This is a genomic window from Leisingera sp. UBA4491 (assembly GCF_002388965.1).
Classification (GTDB): Bacteria; Pseudomonadota; Alphaproteobacteria; order Rhodobacterales; family Rhodobacteraceae; genus Leisingera; species Leisingera aquaemixtae.
Genome location: NZ_DGNN01000004.1, coordinates 12,685 through 29,091, shown reverse-complemented (window position 1 = coordinate 29,091; position 16,407 = coordinate 12,685). Strand labels below are relative to the sequence as shown.

Sequence of the window (16,407 nt, the reverse complement as noted above, 5' to 3'; positions counted from 1 at the left end):
GGTAGCCGGGCCAGCTGCGCACGCCTTGACCTCCATCAAGCGGCGCCAGCCGGAGCCGCAGAAGTCACGCGGGCTGCTGCTCCCGCGCGCCCTCCAGCAGCATCACCAGCGCCACCACCGACATCGCCACCCCGATCAGCACCATGCCCGGCGGCGCGCCCCGGCCCAGCGCGATCTCCCACAGGATCACCCAACTGGGCGTGAGGTAGGTATAGGCCATCACCTTGGCCGAGGGCAGCCGCAGGGTTGCGTATTGCAGCAGCACAAAGGTGGCAGAGCTGGCACAGACCGCCAGATAGAACAAACCGACCCAAACGATGCCGGGCAGCTGCATCCAATCAGTCGCCAGAATGTCCCGCCAGCCAAAGGCTGCCAGCAGCGCGCCGCCCGCCAGCAGCATCCCGAATGTGAACACCACAGCCGGTTCGCCCCGGTTCAGCTTGCGCACCATCGGCGTATAGATGGCATGCAGCACGCAGCCCCAGAAATAGATGATCTCACCCTGGCCGATCTCGAACGCCGCCAGCGCGCCCAGGTCGCCGCGCACGATCACCCAGACCGCCCCGCCCGCGCCCAGCGCCAGTGCCAGCGCCATCCAGGGGGTGGTGATCTGGCGCAGCAGCAGCCAGCCGAACAGCGCGCTCATCACCGGTACCAGCGTGAACACCGCCGCGGCGCTGACCGGCGCCGCGGTCTGCAGCCCGTAGAACATCAGCACGAAATAGCCGCCGAACAGCCCGCCCAGCACCGCAAACCGCCAGGGCGCGCGGAAATGGGCGCGCCGCAGCCCGGTGGTTGCCAGCGCCGCCGCGCCGATGACAACCGCGGCAATGCCGAAACGTGCCGCGTTCAGCGCCGCGGGCGCGATCTCATTCGCCACCATAACGCCCAGCGAAAACGACCCCGCCACCAGCGCCGAGAACATCAGCATCGCAAGATGCCCGCGCAGCGCCTCGCTCACAGCTGCCAGTCCTTCACCTGCTCCTTCAGGAACTTCAGGAACGCCTGCACCTTGGTGGTCCGGTGCAGATCGACATGGGTGACCAGCCACAGAGCGCCCTCCCAGTCTTCCTGCGGTGCCATCATCTCCACCAGATCCGGCTCCTGCCGCGCCTCCCAGGCCGCCATGAACCCGATCCCCGCGCCGCTGCGCACGGCCGCCTTCAGGGTGGCGCCGTCGGTACAGCGGAAGGCAATCGCCTCCGCCGGAGCATTGGCCCGCAGCCAGCGCGAAAACGGCGCCCGGCTGCCCTCGTCGTCCTGGCCGACAAAGCGGTGATTGGGGATATCGTCCGCCCCCTTCAGCAGGCCGTGTTTTTCAGCATAGGACTTGGCGGCATAAAGGCCGATCTGCTGCTTCATGAAAGGCTGCACCACATTGTCCGGCTGATCCGGCGCATTGCCTGCACGGACCGCCACATGCGCCTCGCCGTATTCCAGCCGGAACAGCCGGTCGCCGGTCAGATAGCGGATGATCAGCCCCGGATGCATGTCCTGGAACTGTTTCAGCGCCGGCACCATCATCGGCGCAAAGGACGCCAGCGAGGTCACCACCAGCTCGCCCGAGACATCATCGCCCTGCCCCTTCAGCCGCCCGACCAGCTGGCTGAACTGATCATCCGTGGCCTGCGCCACCCGCAACAGGTCCTGCCCGGCCTCCGTCGGCGTATAGCCGCGGGCATGGCGCTGGAACAGCTTCACCCCCAGCCGCGCCTCGATCGCGTCGATGTGGCGGATCACGGTGGCGTGATGCACCCCCAGCACCTCCGCCGCGCCGCTGACCGTGCCCATGCGGGCCACCTGATAGGCGGTGCGGACTTCATCCCAGTTTTCCATGCCAGTCTCCCTGCCAGCAGAACTGCGCGCCAGCGCACAAATGTTGTTATTTGATCGCCGTTGCGTTCAAATTTGCAATACCCCAAATTCCTGTCTGCAACAAGCACAGGACCACGAATATGACCCGCACCATTCTCCACATCGACTCCTCCGCCCGCATCGAGGGCTCTGTCACCCGCGACCTCTCGGCCCGGATCGTGAGCCGCCTCGGCGCCGGACAGGTGATCCGCCGCGACCTGGCCGCGCCGCTGCCGCTGCTGGACGGCGCCTGGGTGGGCGCCAATTTCACCCCGGCGGACCAGCGCAGCGAGGAGCAGAAACAGCTGCTCGCCCTATCGGACTCGCTGGTGGAGGAACTGAAACAGGCGGATACCATCGTGATCGGCGCGCCGGTCTACAACTTCTCGGTGCCTTCCACGCTCAAGGCCTGGATCGACCTGGTGGCCCGCGTCGGCCTCACCTTCCAGTACCATGAAACCGGCCCCATCGGCCTGCTGGAAGGCAAGCGCGCCGTCATCGTCATGGCCTCCGGCGGCACCCAGGCCGGCTCCGACATCGACTTTGCCACCACCTACCTGCGCCACGTGCTGGGCTTCATCGGCATCACCGATGTCGAGGTCGTGGCCGCCGACGCCATGTCCATCGACGCCGACGGCGCTCTGGCCAAGGCAGAAAGCCAGATCGAAGCCCTGGCAGCCTGACCCGCAGCGCCCCGGTCCCGCCGCCAGCATTCCCTGCGGAGCGCTGGCGGCTTTTTTACGTTTGGCAGCCCTGCGCTGCCGTGCCAGTCTGCCCGCAGCGGCATCTCAAGGGCAGGCAATTTGATGAAGAAGATCGGCATTCTCGGCGGCGTCGGCTGGGCCTCCACCATCGATTATTACCGCGCCATCTGCGAAGGCGCCGGGCGGTTCTTTGCAGACCGCGGCGCGGCCGCGCCGCTGCCGGTGCCGCCCATCACCATCGAATCCGTGGTACAGGCCCAAACCCGCGCCTTGCGCGGCCGCCCGGGGGATGAGGCCAGCTGGGCCGCCTTCGACGCTGTCTTCCGCGACGCCCTGCTGACGCTGGAGCGGGCCGGCTGCGACTTCGCCCTGATCGCCTCCAACACCCCGCACGCCCGGCTGCATGCGATACGGGAGGGCGTGGTGATGCCGGTCCTCAGCATCTTCGACGCAACCGCCAGGGCCACCGCAGCAAGCGGTACCACTCAGGCGCTGGTGCTGGGCACCGCCGTCACCATGCAGGCCCGCAACTACGCGAATGTGCTGGCGGAACACGGTGTCAGCGCCAACGACACCCTGCCAGACGCTGAAATTGCCGAAATGCAAGCCATGATCGACGAGGATTTTCACGGCGGCGCGGCCAGTGGCGCGCAGGTCCGCCTGCTGCGCTTCTGCGCGCGCCACGCGCAACCCGGCACCGCCATCCTGCTGGCCTGCACCGAACTGCCGCTGGCCTTCCCGGACCGAATCGACGATGTCAGCTTTGAGGCCGGGGGCTTCCTGTTCGTGAACCCCTCCGCGGCCCACGTGGCCGCCGCGCTGGATCTGGCGCTGGAGGAGGAACGGGCCGGTTAGACCCAGTTCACCGCGACGCCGGCCTTCCTAAAGAACGCCATCACAGCATCGCGCGTCATCGCAACCGTGCGGTCATTGACCAGGGGGTGCATGTAAATCAAATCCGCCTCCTGCGCCTGCGCATCCATATAGAAGGTCACACCCTTCTCCACCCCGGTGATCATCGCCAGCGGGCTGACCGCGCCGGGGCGGATGCCGAGGTTCTCCAGCAGCCTGTCCGCCGAGCCGAACGACAGATTGCCGATCCCCAGTTCAGCGCCCAGCGCCTTCAGGTCGATCTCGCGGTCCTGCTGCAGCGTCACCAGATAGCTCCGCTTCTTCTTGTCGCGCAGATACAGATTTTTCAGCCGCAGCGCGTTTTCACCCGGCACCATGAACTGATCCTCAACCGCCTTGGCCTCTTCCACCGTGCGCAGCGGAACATGGCTATGCAATTGGTAAGCGATACCCCAATCGTCCAGCTGCTTCAGCAGCGCATCCGAGGAGACAGGCAGGCTGTCCTGACAGGCCGATGAGGCATCCATGATCTTACTCCGCAAGCCGTTCCGGGTCGCTGCGCAGATCACGCAAAAAGACTCCGAATTGCAAGCTGTATCATCAATGCACAGAGGGCCGCGCCCGGGCCTCGGGGCGGATGCTGAAAGCGCCCTCCCCGTGGGGGAGGGTCGGGCGCGGCCCGGGCTTTCGGCGGGACAGACGGCGAGCAATCAGCCCGCGCCCGATCCTACGCCTCGGCGAAATCCGCCCGCCGCGCCTCCTCATAGTGGTCGAAATCGGTGCTGAACCAGCCGGTGCCGCGGGTTGCGCTGGCCAGCGTGTTGCACAGATCGTCCTGCGCCGACATCGGCAGCAGCGTTTCGAACACGTCCCAGCCGGCAACGCCATCCTCGGCCTCAAAGCCCAGGATCTGCCCCTTCATCCCGCTCACCACCGGCACCAGCCCGCCGGTAAAGACCGACGGCACATGGATCTGCACCCGCATGATCGGCTGCAGCAGCACCGCGCCAGCCTCCGCCAGTGCCTCCCTCACCGCGTTCTTGCCCGCGGTGCGGAAGGCATAGTCGGAACTGTCCACCGAGTGATGCTTGCCGTCCTTCAGGGTCACACAGACATCCACCACCGGGTGTCCATTGAGACCCTGCGCCAGCGCCTCGCGCGCGCCGGCCTCGACCGAGGGGATGTAGTTCTTGGGCACCGCACCGCCCTTCACGGTTTCCTCGAACACAAAACCGCCGCCGCGCGGCAGAGGCTTCACCTCGATCACCACATCGGCAAACTGGCCGGCGCCGCCGGACTGCTTGCGGTGGCGGTAATGCACCTGCACGGATTTCTTGATGGTCTCGCGCAGCGCCGGCGGCACCGGCCCCTCCTCCACCTCGACGCCGAACTCATCCTTCAAGGCCTGCTTGATCCGGCGCATGTGCAACGGCCCCTGCAGACTCAGCAGCACATGGCCGCTGGCCTCCTCCTGGCCCACCACCAGCGCCGGGTCGATCTCCGCCAGCCGCTCCAGCGCGCCCGACAGCCGCGCGTCGTCACGCTCATGCACCGGGGTGATTACGCGCCGGAAGGTCGAGGGCCGCGGCTGCGCCCAGTCCGGCAGCGGCGCCGCCCCGTCCGGGCCGTAGGAATAGCCCAGGTTCAAATGGTCCGACTTCACCGCCTGCCCCATATCCCCGGGTGTCAGGCGGGTGATGGCCGCGGAGCCGACACCGGTCAGCGACCCGAGCGTTGCGCCGCCTACCGGCAGCCCGTTGCCGACACTGCCGTCCAGCGCCCGCACCATCACCGTCTTGCCAAGATGCTTGACCAGATCGGCCATGCAGCCGACCGCCATCACCTTGCCGCCCCGCGACAGCCGCTCCAGCGCGACACCCACATCCGGCGCTTCATGCCGCAGCGATTTCATCAGCCGCAGAATGCCGTTCTTATGCTCGGCCGATCCCATCAGCGCCGGGATCAGGTCGTTATGCTGCAGCACCTTGGTGGCCACGTCATAAACCTCCTCCGGCATCACTTTCTGATCCTCGATCAGCTCCTCCAGCAGCGTGTCGTCAAAATCCGCCAGCGCCTCCAGCAGCTCGGTCCGCGCCTCCTGCTCGCGGGCATACATCGCCACCGGCAGCTCAATCAGCGCCGAGGGCTTGCCCTCCTGATACTGCCAGGCGCGTTCCGAGATCAGATCCACAGCACCCACAACCTGCCCGTCCTCGCGGATCGGCACTTGCCGCAGGATGATGTTGTGGCTGCAATAGGCCTGAAGCGCGGCAACAATCTCCGCCACCCGGTCCGTTGCCTGGTCCATCCGGTTGACAAAAATAAAGGCAGGGATCCCCGCCTCCTCCAGCTTGCGCAAGTACGGCGCGCTGAGGACCGCAGCGCCGGCGTCAGCCGGTACGCAGAGGACGGCAGCGTCGCTGGCGGCCAATGCCGGGCCCGCCTGCGCCAGATTGTCGGCCCCGCCCGCGATGTCGATCGCAGCCCAGTCCTCCCCCATAAATAAAAAAGGCTGCAAAGCGGCGACGCCTGCAACCTCCTGCCGTTTGCCGGCGGCGCTGTCCAGATTGGCCAGCGCCGTGGCCAGCGTTGATTTGCCGGACTGCGACGGTCCCAGAATAGTGAAAACGCGCATGTTCTCAGATCCTCCCATGGCTGATGCTGCTGCCCGCATAGGGCCGCGGACGCGAACGTTCGCGCATCATGCCTGTGCTGCAGATCTGCCTCGGCGCCCCTCCGGGCAGGCCCCGCCATTGAGTGCGGCAATGGGCCAATCTCCCGATGTTGGCCAAGCCCGCCCCTCCGAGTCAAGCGCGCAGAGGGCGTAGCTGCGCTGCTTGCCGCTCATCTCTGACGGCCAGCCGGCCGGCTCCCCGAGAACCGCAGCCTTTTGCAGGGAAAGCTGATGCCATGAAAGCCACCCACAACACACCCGAGCGGCTGATCCTGGACGACACGCCCTGGTTCATCGGGATCGCACCCGCCCGGCTCATCCTGGCTTTCGCCGGCGCCGGCCTTGACGCTGCCAGCACCGGCGGTGAAACCCTCTGGTTCGGACCGGGCTTTGCCGCCTTCTGCCTTTTCGTGCGCAGGGTGCAGGTGATCCTCGACCGCCCCGGCGGCAGCATCGTGATCCGGAGGCAGTCCGTGTTCGGCAGCAGCCAGGTGGAGCACTTCCTCGCCGATCTCTCCCGCGCCGAGGTCGAAAGCGCCACCAGCCGCAGCGAGGGCCGCACCCGCACGCTGTTCAGCCCCGTGCTGGTGCTGGACGGCGGCTTGAGCGCCGACCGCCACCCGGTGGTCGAGGCCTACACCAATGGCGGCGGCCCGCATCGGCTGGCGGAGGCAATCAATGCCTGGCTGCCTGCCTCGGCGGCGGAGGCGCAAACATACGGGCGCTAGTCTGCTATCGGGTGCGCAGCTGCTACCGCTCAGCCCGTGAAAGTGCAGTACTCTCTGACGTAGCGAATGTAGCCCTTTGTAAACATCTCGGCCTTGGCCCTCACGTTCTCACCATGATGCTCGATGAGTCCCGCTGCTGTTTCCGCAAAGTAATACGATGTACCGTCTCCGCGCGGAGAAGGCTCATATTCACCGCGAGGTTTTCGGAGAAATGGTTTCTCCATCCGGAAGCCCGCCCCATCCTTGCCTTCGAGGAAGACATAGGCCGTTGGAGGTTCGTTTTCCTCGACATAGTGGTAGTGAACCAACTGCCCTGCGTTTGGAAATTCGACCAGGTCCACTGTACACATCGGGATTGTAAATGACATCCACAAAACCCAGCCTGGCTCTTCGCGTTTAAGCCAGCGGTAGGTTGTTAGCGTGCAGCCATCGACCTCGACCTCATGCCGCTCTTCGCTGGTCTCGTTCCTGCCGCCCGCCTCGATCTGCGCAATCAGATCCTCCCGGGTCACCTCGTCCGCCAGCAGCGGCGATGCCAGCACCCCGCAGCACAGGGCAATGGCGTTCAGAAAATTCCTCATGAAAAAAGCCCGCTTCAAACAACATCACTGTTGCAGGTTGCAGCTAGCCATTGCCCCGCCAGCGATCAAGCCGCAAAGGTTGACTCCGGCGGCCAATCCGCGTAACGCCTGCCCAAACATCCGGGAGATCTGAGTCTTCCGGTCCCTGCCCGTGCCAGGGATCGCCCCCCCACCAGCGTGTTACGCCCGTGGGGGCAAACGCGTTTGGTTTGCCCCCGCGACGGACACGAGGACTTGGGCGGCATTTGCGCATGGACCGCTTGTCCCCTACATACGGGGGCGCCACACATTGAAACCGGCAACAGGAGGCCGCAGGCATGTTTGAAAATCTATCCGAACGCCTATCCGGCGTCTTCGACCGGCTCACCAAACAGGGCGCCCTGAACGAAGAAGACGTCAAATCCGCCCTGCGCGAGGTCCGCGTCGCGCTGCTGGAGGCCGACGTCTCGCTGCCGGTTGCCCGCGATTTCGTCAAACGGGTGCAGGAACAGGCCACCGGCCAGGCCGTCACCAAATCGGTGACCCCGGGCCAGCAGGTGGTCAAGATCGTGCACGACGCGCTGGTCGATGTGCTGCGCGGCGACGAGGACCCCGGCAAGCTAAAGGTCGACAACCCGCCTGCACCCGTCCTGATGGTCGGCTTGCAGGGTTCCGGTAAGACCACCACCACCGGCAAGCTCGCCAAGCGGCTGAAGGAGAAAGAGGGCAAGAAGGTCCTGATGGCCTCGCTCGACGTCTACCGCCCGGCGGCGATGGACCAGCTGGCGGTGCTGGGCATGCAGATCGGCGTTGACACCCTGCCGATCGTGCCCGGCCAGAAACCCGTCGACATCGCCAAGCGCGCCAAGCAGCAGGCGACATTGGGCGGCTATGACGTCTACATGCTCGACACCGCCGGCCGCCTGCACATCGACGAGACCCTGATGCAGGAGGTCGAGGACGTCCGCAACGTGGTCTCCCCGCGCGAGACCCTCTTGGTGGTCGATGGTCTGACCGGCCAAGTCGCGGTTGAGGTGGCCGAGGAATTCGACGCCAAGATCGGCATCTCCGGCGTGGTGCTGACCCGGATGGACGGCGACGGCCGCGGCGGCGCCGCGCTGTCGATGCGCGCCGTCACCGGCAAGCCGATCCGCTTTGTCGGCCTGGGCGAGAAGATGGATGCGCTGGAGACCTTCGAGGCAGACCGGATCGCCGGCCGCATCCTCGGCATGGGCGACATCGTGGCGCTGGTCGAAAAGGCTCAGGAAACCATCGAGGCCGAACAGGCCGAGAAGATGATGAAGCGCATGATGAAGGGTCAGTTCAACATGAACGACCTGAAAATGCAGCTTGAACAGATGCTCCAGATGGGCGGCATGGAGGGCATGATGCAAATGATGCCCGGCATGGGCAAAATGGCCAAGCAGGTGCAGGACGCCGGCATGGACGACAAGGTGCTGAAGCGCCAGATCGCCATGATCCAGTCGATGACCAAGAAGGAACGCGCCAACCCCGCCCTGCTGCAGGCCAGCCGCAAGAAACGCATCGCGGCCGGCTCCGGCATGGAGGTATCCGACCTCAACAAGCTTCTGAAAATGCACCGGCAGATGGCCGATGTGATGAAGAAGATGGGCAAAATGGGCAAAGGCAAGATGCTGAAACAGGCCATGAAGGGCATGTTCGGCAAAGGCGGTATGCCGGATATGGCCGGCATGGACCCCAGCCAGATGGATCCCAAGGCGCTGGAAGCTGCGGCCAAGGCGATGGGCGGCGGCAAGGGCCTGCCCGGCGGCCTCCCCGGCCTCGGCGGCATGGGCCTTCCCGCGGGGCTCAGCGGTTTCGGTAAGAAGAAGTAAGCCATGCATCTCCCCGCCATCCCTCACCTTGAAACCGAACGCCTGGTCCTGCGCGGACCGGAGGCGGCGGATTTCGGGCCGGTGGCAGCGTTCTTCGCCGATGAAGCGCGCTCCTGGGGATTTGGCGGGCCGCTGGACCGCAACGAGGCCTGGCGCTGGTTCGCTATGTCGGTGGGACATTGGGCGATCCGCGGCTTCGGCTTCTGGACCATCACCTGCAAGGATACAGGCGCGGCGCTGGGGATCACCGGCCTCTGGCAGCCCGAAGGCTGGCCGGAACCGGAACTGGGCTGGGTGGCCTTCCCGGCCGGCGAAGGCCGCGGCATCATGGCCGAGGCTGCCCGGGCCGCCCGCACCCATGCTTATGAGGTGATGGGCCTGCCGGCGCTCTGCTCCAACATCTTCCCCGGCAACACCCGCTCCGTAGCCCTGGCTGAGCGGCTGGGCGCGGTGTTCGAGAAAGACTTCGACAACCCCAAGCATGGGCGCGAACTGGTCTACCGCCACCCCGCGCCTGCCGCCTCCTGCGACGGCGGAATGGAGGCCTACGCATGAGCTTCCATCAAATCAGCCCCAGCCAGCCCCGCCCGGCTGCTGCAGAGACGGCCTGCTTAACCGAAAATTACGCAGTCTCCCCGATACTCCTTCACCGGATGGGTGAATTTCAGGCCGGGCGGTCCGCCGCCCGGGCGAAGGGGTATATTATGGAAGACTCGCAAAAACGGTATCCGCGCCTCGTATCAAAACGTCTGATGCTGATTTCTCCAGCCGATCCGGAGTTTGACGCGAACTCTGCTTTCCTGGACCCGGGCGCACCGCGTTTCATCGACGCGGCGGAGGACCCGGATTCGCTGTGGTGGTCGATTGCCACCATCATCGGCCACTGGCACCTGCACGGTTATGGACTGTTCGCCGTGGTCGAGCGCAGCACCGGCATGACTGTCGGCCTCGTCGGCCCCTGGTTCCCCAAAGGCTGGCCGGAGCCGGAACTGTCCTGGCACCTGATGGAGCCAGGCCGCGGCAAGGGCTATGCCAGCGAAGCCGCGCAGGCTGTGCTCGACTGGCTGTTTGCAGAGGCCGGCTGGGACACCATCGTCTCTTACGTGCCGGAGGAGAACGACGCCTCCATCGCACTGGCCCGCCGTGTCGGCGCCCGCCCGGAAAAACCGGTTTCCTTCCGACTGCAGCCCGCGCCCAACATCCGCGCCTGGCGCCACATGCCGCCGGCCGGCGCGTCCGGCCCGCAGGATGCACGGGGGCTGCTGCACTGATGCGCTTCGGCGGGATCATATCCCGGCCCGGCCGCGCCCTTCCCGTGGAAGGAGCGCGCTGATGCCGTTTGACATCCCGGTGATCGAAACCCGCCGCCTGGTGCTGCGCGGCCCCGCGCCGCAGGACTACCCGGACTTCAAGGCCACCTTCAGCTCCTACCGCTCCCGCTTCATGGGCGGGCCGCTGAACCCTTACGAGGCCTGGATGCTCTATGCCGCCGAGATCGGCCACTGGCAGGTGCGCGGCTTCGGCATGTGGATGATCCACGACAAGGCCACCGATGAAACCTACGGCATGGCCGGCGGCTGGCAGCCCGCAGGCTGGCCGGAGCGCGAGATCGCCTGGATCATCTGGCCCGGTGCGGCCGGCAAGGGCTATGCGCTGGAGGCTGCGCACGCCGCACGCCGGCATTTTTATTCAAATCTGGGCTGGGAGACCGCGGTCAGCTATATCGACCCCAAGAATCTCGACTCGATCCGGCTCGCGGAACGGCTTGGCGCCAAGAAGGACCACGAGGCCGCCACCATCGACGGCAACGATGCGGTTTACCGCCACCCCGCCCCGGACGCCCTGAAGGACAGCCAGATTGCGCATGGGATCGACATGGAAATCGCCCATTATGCCGACCCGCTCTTCAAACCGGAGGGCTGGGCCATTGACTGAACAGCGTTTCGATACCATGTCGCTGCACTGCGGCGGTGCACAGATGGTGCACGCCCGCTGCACGCGCGGCGCCCCCTTGATGCCTCCCCGGCCTGCTGCATTGCGGAGAAGCTGATGACAACAGATATCCAAGATCCCGTCGCCCGCGCAGCCCAGCTGCTGAAGGGCCACCGCGAAAGCATCGACCGCCTGGACGCGATCCTCGTCTACACCCTGGGCGAGCGCTTCAAGCACACCCAGGCGGTGGGCCGGCTCAAGGCCGAACACGACCTTCCCCCGTCCGATCCCACCCGCGAAGCGGCGCAGATCGCACGGCTCGAAGACCTGGCGCAGCAGGCCGATCTGGACCCTGAATTCGCCAAGGCATTTTTGAACTTCATCATTGGTGAAGTCATCCGCCACCACAAGAAACACCAAGAATAACAACGACAACAGGAACAACCGGGGCATACCCCGGACAACGCCATCAAAGGAGATGTACCCATGGCAATGAAAATCCGTCTGGCCCGCGGCGGCTCTAAAAAGCGTCCCTTCTACCGCATCGTGGCTGCTGACAGCCGCATGCCGCGCGACGGCCGCTTCATCGAGAAGCTGGGCACCTACAACCCGCTGCTGCCGAAAGATTCGGAAGACCGCGTGAAAATGGACATGGAGCGCGTGCAGCACTGGCTGGACCAGGGCGCCCAGCCGACCGACCGTATCGCCCGCATGCTGGAAGCAGCAGGCGTCCGCGCCAAGGCCGAGCGCAGCAACCCGAAAAAAGGCACCCCGGGCAAGAAAGCCCAGGAGCGCGCGGAAGAGAAAGCTGCAAAGGCTGCTGAAGCCGCCGAAGCAGCTGCAGACGCGGAATAATTCCGTGGAGCTGCGGGGCGCTTTTCCCGAAGAGTTCCGCAGCCAGCTTGATCTGCTGATGCGGCTCCGGCGCGACGTGCGCCGGTTCCGCAGCGATCCGGTGGAGGAGGCAGTGCTGCAGCGCTGCCTCTCTGCCATTCCGCTGGCCCCGTCGGTGGGGCTGAGCGAACCCTGGCGCATCCTGCGGGTGGAGAGCGAAACCGCCCGCGCCGCGGCGCTGAAGAATTTCGAACAAGCCAATGCCGAGGCGCTGTCGGGGTATTCCGGCGAGCGTGCCGAACGCTATGCCGGGCTCAAGCTGTCAGGCATGCGCGACGCCCCGGTGCAGCTGGCAGTCTACTGCGACGACGAAACCGTCCAGGGCCACGGCCTGGGGGCCGCCACGATGCCGGAGATGCGCCGCTATTCGGTGGTCACCGCCATCACCCTGTTCTGGCTGGCCTTGCGCGCCGAAGGTTTGGGGCTGGGCTGGGTTTCGGTCCTCGACCCGCAGCAGCTGAACCGCGACCTGAACGCCCCGGACGGCTGGCAGCTGATCGGCTATTTCTGCATCGGCTACCCGGAGCGGCTCTCGGACACGCCGGAGCTGGAGGAGCAGGGCTGGGAAAGCCGGGTAGCGGATCTGCCGCTGGAAACCCGCTGAGGCCGCCCATGGGACGGTTGATAAGGCTTGTGTTTTTTGTTGCAGTGGCTTTTACCGCGGGCATCTTTTTTGAACGCAACCACCAAAGCGAGCTCTGCGAACAATCCGGCGGCCAGTGGCTGCGCGCAGGCTTCTGTGCAAAGGAATAAGACCATGAGCGAACTGATCTGCGTGGGTGCGGTGGCCGGCGCTTTCGGCGTGCGCGGCGAGGTGCGGCTCAAGAGCTTCTGCGCCATCCCGGAAGAGATCGAGGATTATTCCCCCCTCAGCAATGAGGATGGCAGCCAGAGCTACTCCCTGATGATCACCCGGCCGATCAAGAACGGCTTTGCCGCCAGGATCAGCGGGGTGGAAACCAAGGAGGACGCCGACGCGATCAAGGGGCTGCGCCTGTTTGCCCGCCGCGATCAGCTGCCGCAACTGCCGGATGACGAGTTCTACCACGCCGACCTGATCGGGCTGGAGGTTTACGACACCGGCGGCACCCTGCTGGGCACGGTGAAATCGGTGCAAAACCACGGTGCCTCAGACCTGCTGGAGATCCACGGCCCCGGGCTGAAGGCCACGGTGCTGCTGCCCTTCACTCTGGAGGCGGTGCCGACCGTCGACCTGAGCCAGGGCCGCATCATTGCCGACCCGCCCGAAGGGCTGATCTGAGGCGGCTGTTCACCCGGCTTCCTCACCCAGCAGCGCCTCAAACACCTGCGCAATCCTGACCGCAGCCTCCGCGCTTTTCAGCTTTTGCTCCGGCGGCTTGTGGCACAATCCTGCCCAGATTCTGAAAAGGCGGTGAGCATAGAAGAAGCGGAAAACGGGATCATTCACCAGATCCGCGCCATAACCGTCCTGGAAGGCTTCCCAATCGGCCTGCGCAACCAGCCCGAACCCAGGCGTGCGGCCTTCCGCCGCCAGATGGTCAGGGCAATTTGCCAGCCAGAGATTGGCAAGGTCGCGCTGCGGGAAGATGCCGTCATGGTTTGAAAAGTCGATAAAGGAGACGGCCGCCTCCGGCATGAGGATATTGCGCAGATGCAGGTCGCCATGTTCGACAGCTCCGCGAAAGGAATGCCCCCGCGCTCGCTGTGCCGCCCGGTGCAGGTAGGCGCACAGCCCCAGAAACTTGTTGGGTTTCGGCACCGGCAGCTGCCCGTCGCGCACCGCCTGGGCCTGGTTCGAAACCCGGGTCAGAAACGGCTTCGGCCAAAATTGCCTTTCCCCCGCGCCGGAAACCTCGTGCAAGGCGGCCACCGCAGACCCAATCCGCCGCAAAACACTGCTGCGGTCCCCGAACCCGTATTCCGTAAGCGCCAATTCACGGTGCGCCGTATCCCCCCGGACAAATTCCATCAGGACGGCAGCGCTCTGCGTGTCCCGCCACAGGAGCGCTGGTGCTGACACGCCCGGCACCGCCTTCAGATTGTCGGCAGCGGCCTGATGCCGGTCCAGAAAACTGGCCTGCCGCAGCGGATCGGACGCCTCGAAATCGGCACGCAAGACAAAGCTCCGGCCATCGGCGGTCCTTACCTCCAAGACACAGCGGCGATGCTCAACACCGCTGTTGACCTGCATCCTGCGGAACACGGCCCCATCTTCGGGCAGGCAGGATGCCGTGGCCGCCGTGGGCCAAAGCGCCTGTGTTCGGGTCTGTACCGCGTCCACCGCAGCAAACGGATCGTACCGGGCTGCCGCAGACGGCTGTTCTGAATTCATCGAAACACCAAAGCTTTTTATTGCGTGGAAATCTGACTGCACTAAACAGCAACATTATGACTGCACCAAGCAAATCTCATGGCCGCAAAGCCATCCGCCCGACCCTGAAGCCGCGCGAGCTGATGACGCCGACGCCGGATCTGGCGGGGGTGTGGAAAGCCAAGATCATCACGCTGTTCCCTACAGCCTTTCCGGGCGTGCTGGGCGAAAGCCTGACCGGCAAGGCGCTGCAGGAGGGCCTGTGGCAGCTGGAGACCGTAGACCTGCGCGAGTTCGGCATCGGCAAGCACCGCAATGTCGATGACACACCAGCCGGCGGCGGCGCCGGCATGGTGCTCAGGGCCGACGTCCTGGGCGAGGCGATCGAGCACACGATGGCGGACTCCCGGGGCAACTGGCCGCTGGTCTACCTGTCCCCGCGCGGGCGGCGGATGGACCAGCAGATGATGCAGAGCTTTGCCCGGTGCGACGGCATCACCCTGCTGTGCGGCCGTTTCGAAGGCGTCGACGAGCGCGTGCTGGAGCATTACGGCATTCAGGAAGTCTCCCTGGGCGATTTTGTCATGACCGGCGGCGAGCTGGCAGCCCAGGCGCTGATTGACGCGACCGTGCGGCTGATCCCCGGGGTGCTTGGCAACCAGGCCTCCACCGAGGAGGAGAGCTTCTCCTCCGGCCTGCTGGAGCATCCGCAATACACCCGCCCCGCCGAATGGAAAGGCCTGGAGATCCCCGAAGTCCTGATGTCCGGTCACCACGGCAAGATAGCCGAATGGCGCCACGGCATGAGCGAAGAGATCACCAGAACCCGCCGCCCGGATCTGTGGGAGGCCTATTGCCGCAAGACCCAAAAAGGCGGCTGAACGGCGGTCCGGTTGCCCGGCCCGGAGAACGCCCGCAGCGCCAGACCGTTGCCGGACGCCCCAAGCCGTGCTTTAGTCCGCTCATATTCATGAAGAATTAGGAGTGAACAGGGTGGCTGCTAAATTTGAACTCTACACCGACAACGCGGGGGAATTCCGCTTCCGCCTGAAAGCAGGCAACGGCGAGAACATTCTGTCCAGCGAGGGCTACAAGCAGAAGGCCAGCGCCGAGAACGGCATCGAATCGGTCAAGAAAAACGCCGGCGACGATGCCCGGTATGAGCGCAAGGAAACCTCTGCGGGCAAGCACATGTTCAATCTGAAGGCCACCAACGGCCAGGTGATCGGAACCTCGCAGAGCTATGCCAGCGCCTCAAGCCGCGATGGCGGCATCGAGTCGGTCAAGAAAAACGCGGCGGACGCCACGGTGGACGATCAGACCGCATGACGGCCTGAAACCGCCGGGGTGCGCGCCCCAGATCAATTGCGATAAGATTTGGCAAGCGTTTTGGGAAAACTCTTGCGCGCGGCGCAGCGGGGCACTTGTTTTGTTGGGGCCGCGGACGTATACAGCGCCGGTCTGGATTCGCATTTGCGGCTCCGGGCCGCTGGCTGTTGGATCACTCACCTGGAAATCTTCTTCGGTTTTCGCTTTGGGCCCGGCCGTCGGCAGCAAGGAACAGACGGCGTGATCTCTGGCGGGCTGCCATTTGGCGGGACCCGGTGAAGACCAGGAGCTCTCATGACGGCGCAAACCTCTGCGGCATGAACCGCAGGCAGATTTAGGAGAGTTGCGATGGACCTGATCGCACAGCTGGAGGCGGAACAGATCGCCGCCCTGGGGAAAGAGATCCCCGACTTCAAAGCCGGTGACACCATCCGTGTCGGCTACAAGGTGACCGAAGGCTCGCGTTCGCGCGTGCAGATGTACGAAGGCGTTTGCATCAGCCGCAAGAACGGCGCAGGCATTGCCGGTTCGTTCACCGTCCGCAAGATTTCGTTCGGCGAAGGCGTGGAGCGTGTGTTCCCGCTGTATTCGACCAACATCGACTCGATCGAAGTGGTGCGCCGCGGCCGCGTCCGCCGCGCCAAGCTGTACTACCTGCGCGCCCGCCGCGGCAAGTCGGCCCGTATCGCAGAAGACGCGAACTATAAGCCCAAGAAAGCCTGAGGAGCGGT

Annotated in this window: 20 protein-coding genes; 14 read left to right on the top strand and 6 right to left on the bottom strand. The window is 65.1% G+C overall.

Translation table 11 applies throughout. The features are described from left to right. Positions 1–64 precede the first annotated feature (64 nt). Positions 65–961, bottom strand: coding sequence for a DMT family transporter (locus tag B2P87_RS01115; RefSeq protein WP_058286467.1), 897 nt, complete (start codon positions 959–961; stop codon positions 65–67). Beyond that, positions 958–1,836 carry a LysR family transcriptional regulator gene (locus tag B2P87_RS01110; RefSeq protein WP_141891465.1) on the bottom strand — a complete coding sequence of 293 codons (879 nt, stop codon included), beginning with the start codon at positions 1,834–1,836 and terminating at the stop codon, positions 958–960. The genes B2P87_RS01115 and B2P87_RS01110 overlap by 4 nt, the downstream gene beginning before the upstream one ends. 119 nt (positions 1,837–1,955) lie before the next feature. Here B2P87_RS01110 and B2P87_RS01105 point away from each other — a divergent pair, with 119 nt between their 5' ends. Both B2P87_RS01105 and B2P87_RS01100 read left to right on the top strand, forming a co-directional pair. Next, complete coding sequence (locus B2P87_RS01105; RefSeq protein WP_141891466.1) at positions 1,956–2,537, top strand: FMN-dependent NADH-azoreductase; 582 nt, start codon at positions 1,956–1,958, stop codon at positions 2,535–2,537. Positions 2,538–2,660: 123 nt separating this feature from the next. After that, a complete protein-coding gene (locus tag B2P87_RS01100; RefSeq protein ID WP_141891467.1) occupies positions 2,661–3,413 on the top strand; it encodes an aspartate/glutamate racemase family protein in 753 nt (250 codons plus the stop codon). Here the strand turns inward: B2P87_RS01100 and B2P87_RS01095 are convergent. Continuing rightward, a complete protein-coding gene (locus B2P87_RS01095) occupies positions 3,410–3,937 on the bottom strand; it encodes a prolyl-tRNA synthetase associated domain-containing protein (RefSeq protein WP_141891468.1) in 528 nt (175 codons plus the stop codon). The two genes, B2P87_RS01100 and B2P87_RS01095, sit on opposite strands and share 4 nt — an antisense overlap. 200 nt (positions 3,938–4,137) lie before the next feature. Continuing rightward, on the bottom strand, positions 4,138–6,045 hold the full coding sequence (locus B2P87_RS01090) for an elongation factor G (protein WP_141891469.1): 1,908 nt from the start codon (positions 6,043–6,045) through the stop codon (positions 4,138–4,140). Positions 6,046–6,320: 275 nt separating this feature from the next. On the opposite strand from B2P87_RS01090, the gene B2P87_RS01085 reads away from it, so the two are divergent. Beyond that, positions 6,321–6,812: a hypothetical protein gene (locus B2P87_RS01085; protein WP_141891470.1), complete on the top strand. Its 492-nt coding sequence runs from the start codon at positions 6,321–6,323 to the stop codon at positions 6,810–6,812. Positions 6,813–6,841: 29 nt separating this feature from the next. On the opposite strand, the gene B2P87_RS01080 is transcribed toward B2P87_RS01085, so the two are convergent. Next, positions 6,842–7,393, bottom strand: coding sequence for a hypothetical protein (locus tag B2P87_RS01080; RefSeq protein ID WP_141891471.1), 552 nt, complete (start codon positions 7,391–7,393; stop codon positions 6,842–6,844). Between the two features lie 317 nt (positions 7,394–7,710). Between B2P87_RS01080 and ffh the strand changes: the two genes are divergently transcribed. From ffh to rimM, 8 genes are all read left to right on the top strand, one after another. Next, positions 7,711–9,228, top strand: a complete 1,518-nt coding sequence (gene ffh, locus B2P87_RS01075; RefSeq protein ID WP_058286460.1) for a signal recognition particle protein — start codon at positions 7,711–7,713, stop codon at positions 9,226–9,228. 3 nt (positions 9,229–9,231) lie between these two features. Then, positions 9,232–9,783, top strand: coding sequence for a GNAT family N-acetyltransferase (locus tag B2P87_RS01070; protein ID WP_141891472.1), 552 nt, complete (start codon positions 9,232–9,234; stop codon positions 9,781–9,783). A 197-nt stretch (positions 9,784–9,980) separates the two neighbouring features. Then, positions 9,981–10,499, top strand: coding sequence for a GNAT family N-acetyltransferase (locus B2P87_RS01065; RefSeq protein ID WP_082649539.1), 519 nt, complete (start codon positions 9,981–9,983; stop codon positions 10,497–10,499). A 61-nt stretch (positions 10,500–10,560) separates the two neighbouring features. Continuing rightward, entirely contained in the window at positions 10,561–11,163 is a 603-nt protein-coding gene (locus tag B2P87_RS01060) for a GNAT family N-acetyltransferase (protein WP_141891473.1), read from the top strand. 114 nt (positions 11,164–11,277) lie between these two features. Then, on the top strand, positions 11,278–11,586 hold the full coding sequence (locus B2P87_RS01055; protein ID WP_027235628.1) for a chorismate mutase: 309 nt from the start codon (positions 11,278–11,280) through the stop codon (positions 11,584–11,586). A 60-nt stretch (positions 11,587–11,646) separates the two neighbouring features. After that, entirely contained in the window at positions 11,647–12,015 is a 369-nt protein-coding gene (gene rpsP / locus B2P87_RS01050; protein WP_027235629.1) for a 30S ribosomal protein S16, read from the top strand. A gap of 4 nt (positions 12,016–12,019) precedes the next feature. Further along, on the top strand, positions 12,020–12,658 hold the full coding sequence (bluB, locus tag B2P87_RS01045) for a 5,6-dimethylbenzimidazole synthase (RefSeq protein ID WP_141891474.1): 639 nt from the start codon (positions 12,020–12,022) through the stop codon (positions 12,656–12,658). Positions 12,659–12,811: 153 nt separating this feature from the next. Continuing rightward, a complete protein-coding gene (gene rimM, locus B2P87_RS01040; RefSeq protein ID WP_141891475.1) occupies positions 12,812–13,315 on the top strand; it encodes a ribosome maturation factor RimM in 504 nt (167 codons plus the stop codon). Between the two features lie 9 nt (positions 13,316–13,324). On the opposite strand, the gene B2P87_RS01035 is transcribed toward rimM, so the two are convergent. After that, positions 13,325–14,368 carry an aminoglycoside phosphotransferase family protein gene (locus B2P87_RS01035; RefSeq protein WP_141891476.1) on the bottom strand — a complete coding sequence of 348 codons (1,044 nt, stop codon included), beginning with the start codon at positions 14,366–14,368 and terminating at the stop codon, positions 13,325–13,327. Between the two features lie 56 nt (positions 14,369–14,424). Here B2P87_RS01035 and trmD point away from each other — a divergent pair, with 56 nt between their 5' ends. The 3 genes from trmD to rplS all read left to right on the top strand — a co-directional run bounded on the left by trmD (position 14,425) and on the right by rplS (position 16,399). Beyond that, positions 14,425–15,228 carry a tRNA (guanosine(37)-N1)-methyltransferase TrmD gene (trmD, locus tag B2P87_RS01030; RefSeq protein ID WP_141891477.1) on the top strand — a complete coding sequence of 268 codons (804 nt, stop codon included), beginning with the start codon at positions 14,425–14,427 and terminating at the stop codon, positions 15,226–15,228. A 112-nt stretch (positions 15,229–15,340) separates the two neighbouring features. Continuing rightward, entirely contained in the window at positions 15,341–15,676 is a 336-nt protein-coding gene (locus tag B2P87_RS01025) for a YegP family protein (RefSeq protein WP_141891478.1), read from the top strand. Between the two features lie 348 nt (positions 15,677–16,024). Then, a complete protein-coding gene (gene rplS / locus B2P87_RS01020; protein ID WP_027244967.1) occupies positions 16,025–16,399 on the top strand; it encodes a 50S ribosomal protein L19 in 375 nt (124 codons plus the stop codon). The last annotated feature ends 8 nt before the right edge of the window (positions 16,400–16,407 follow it).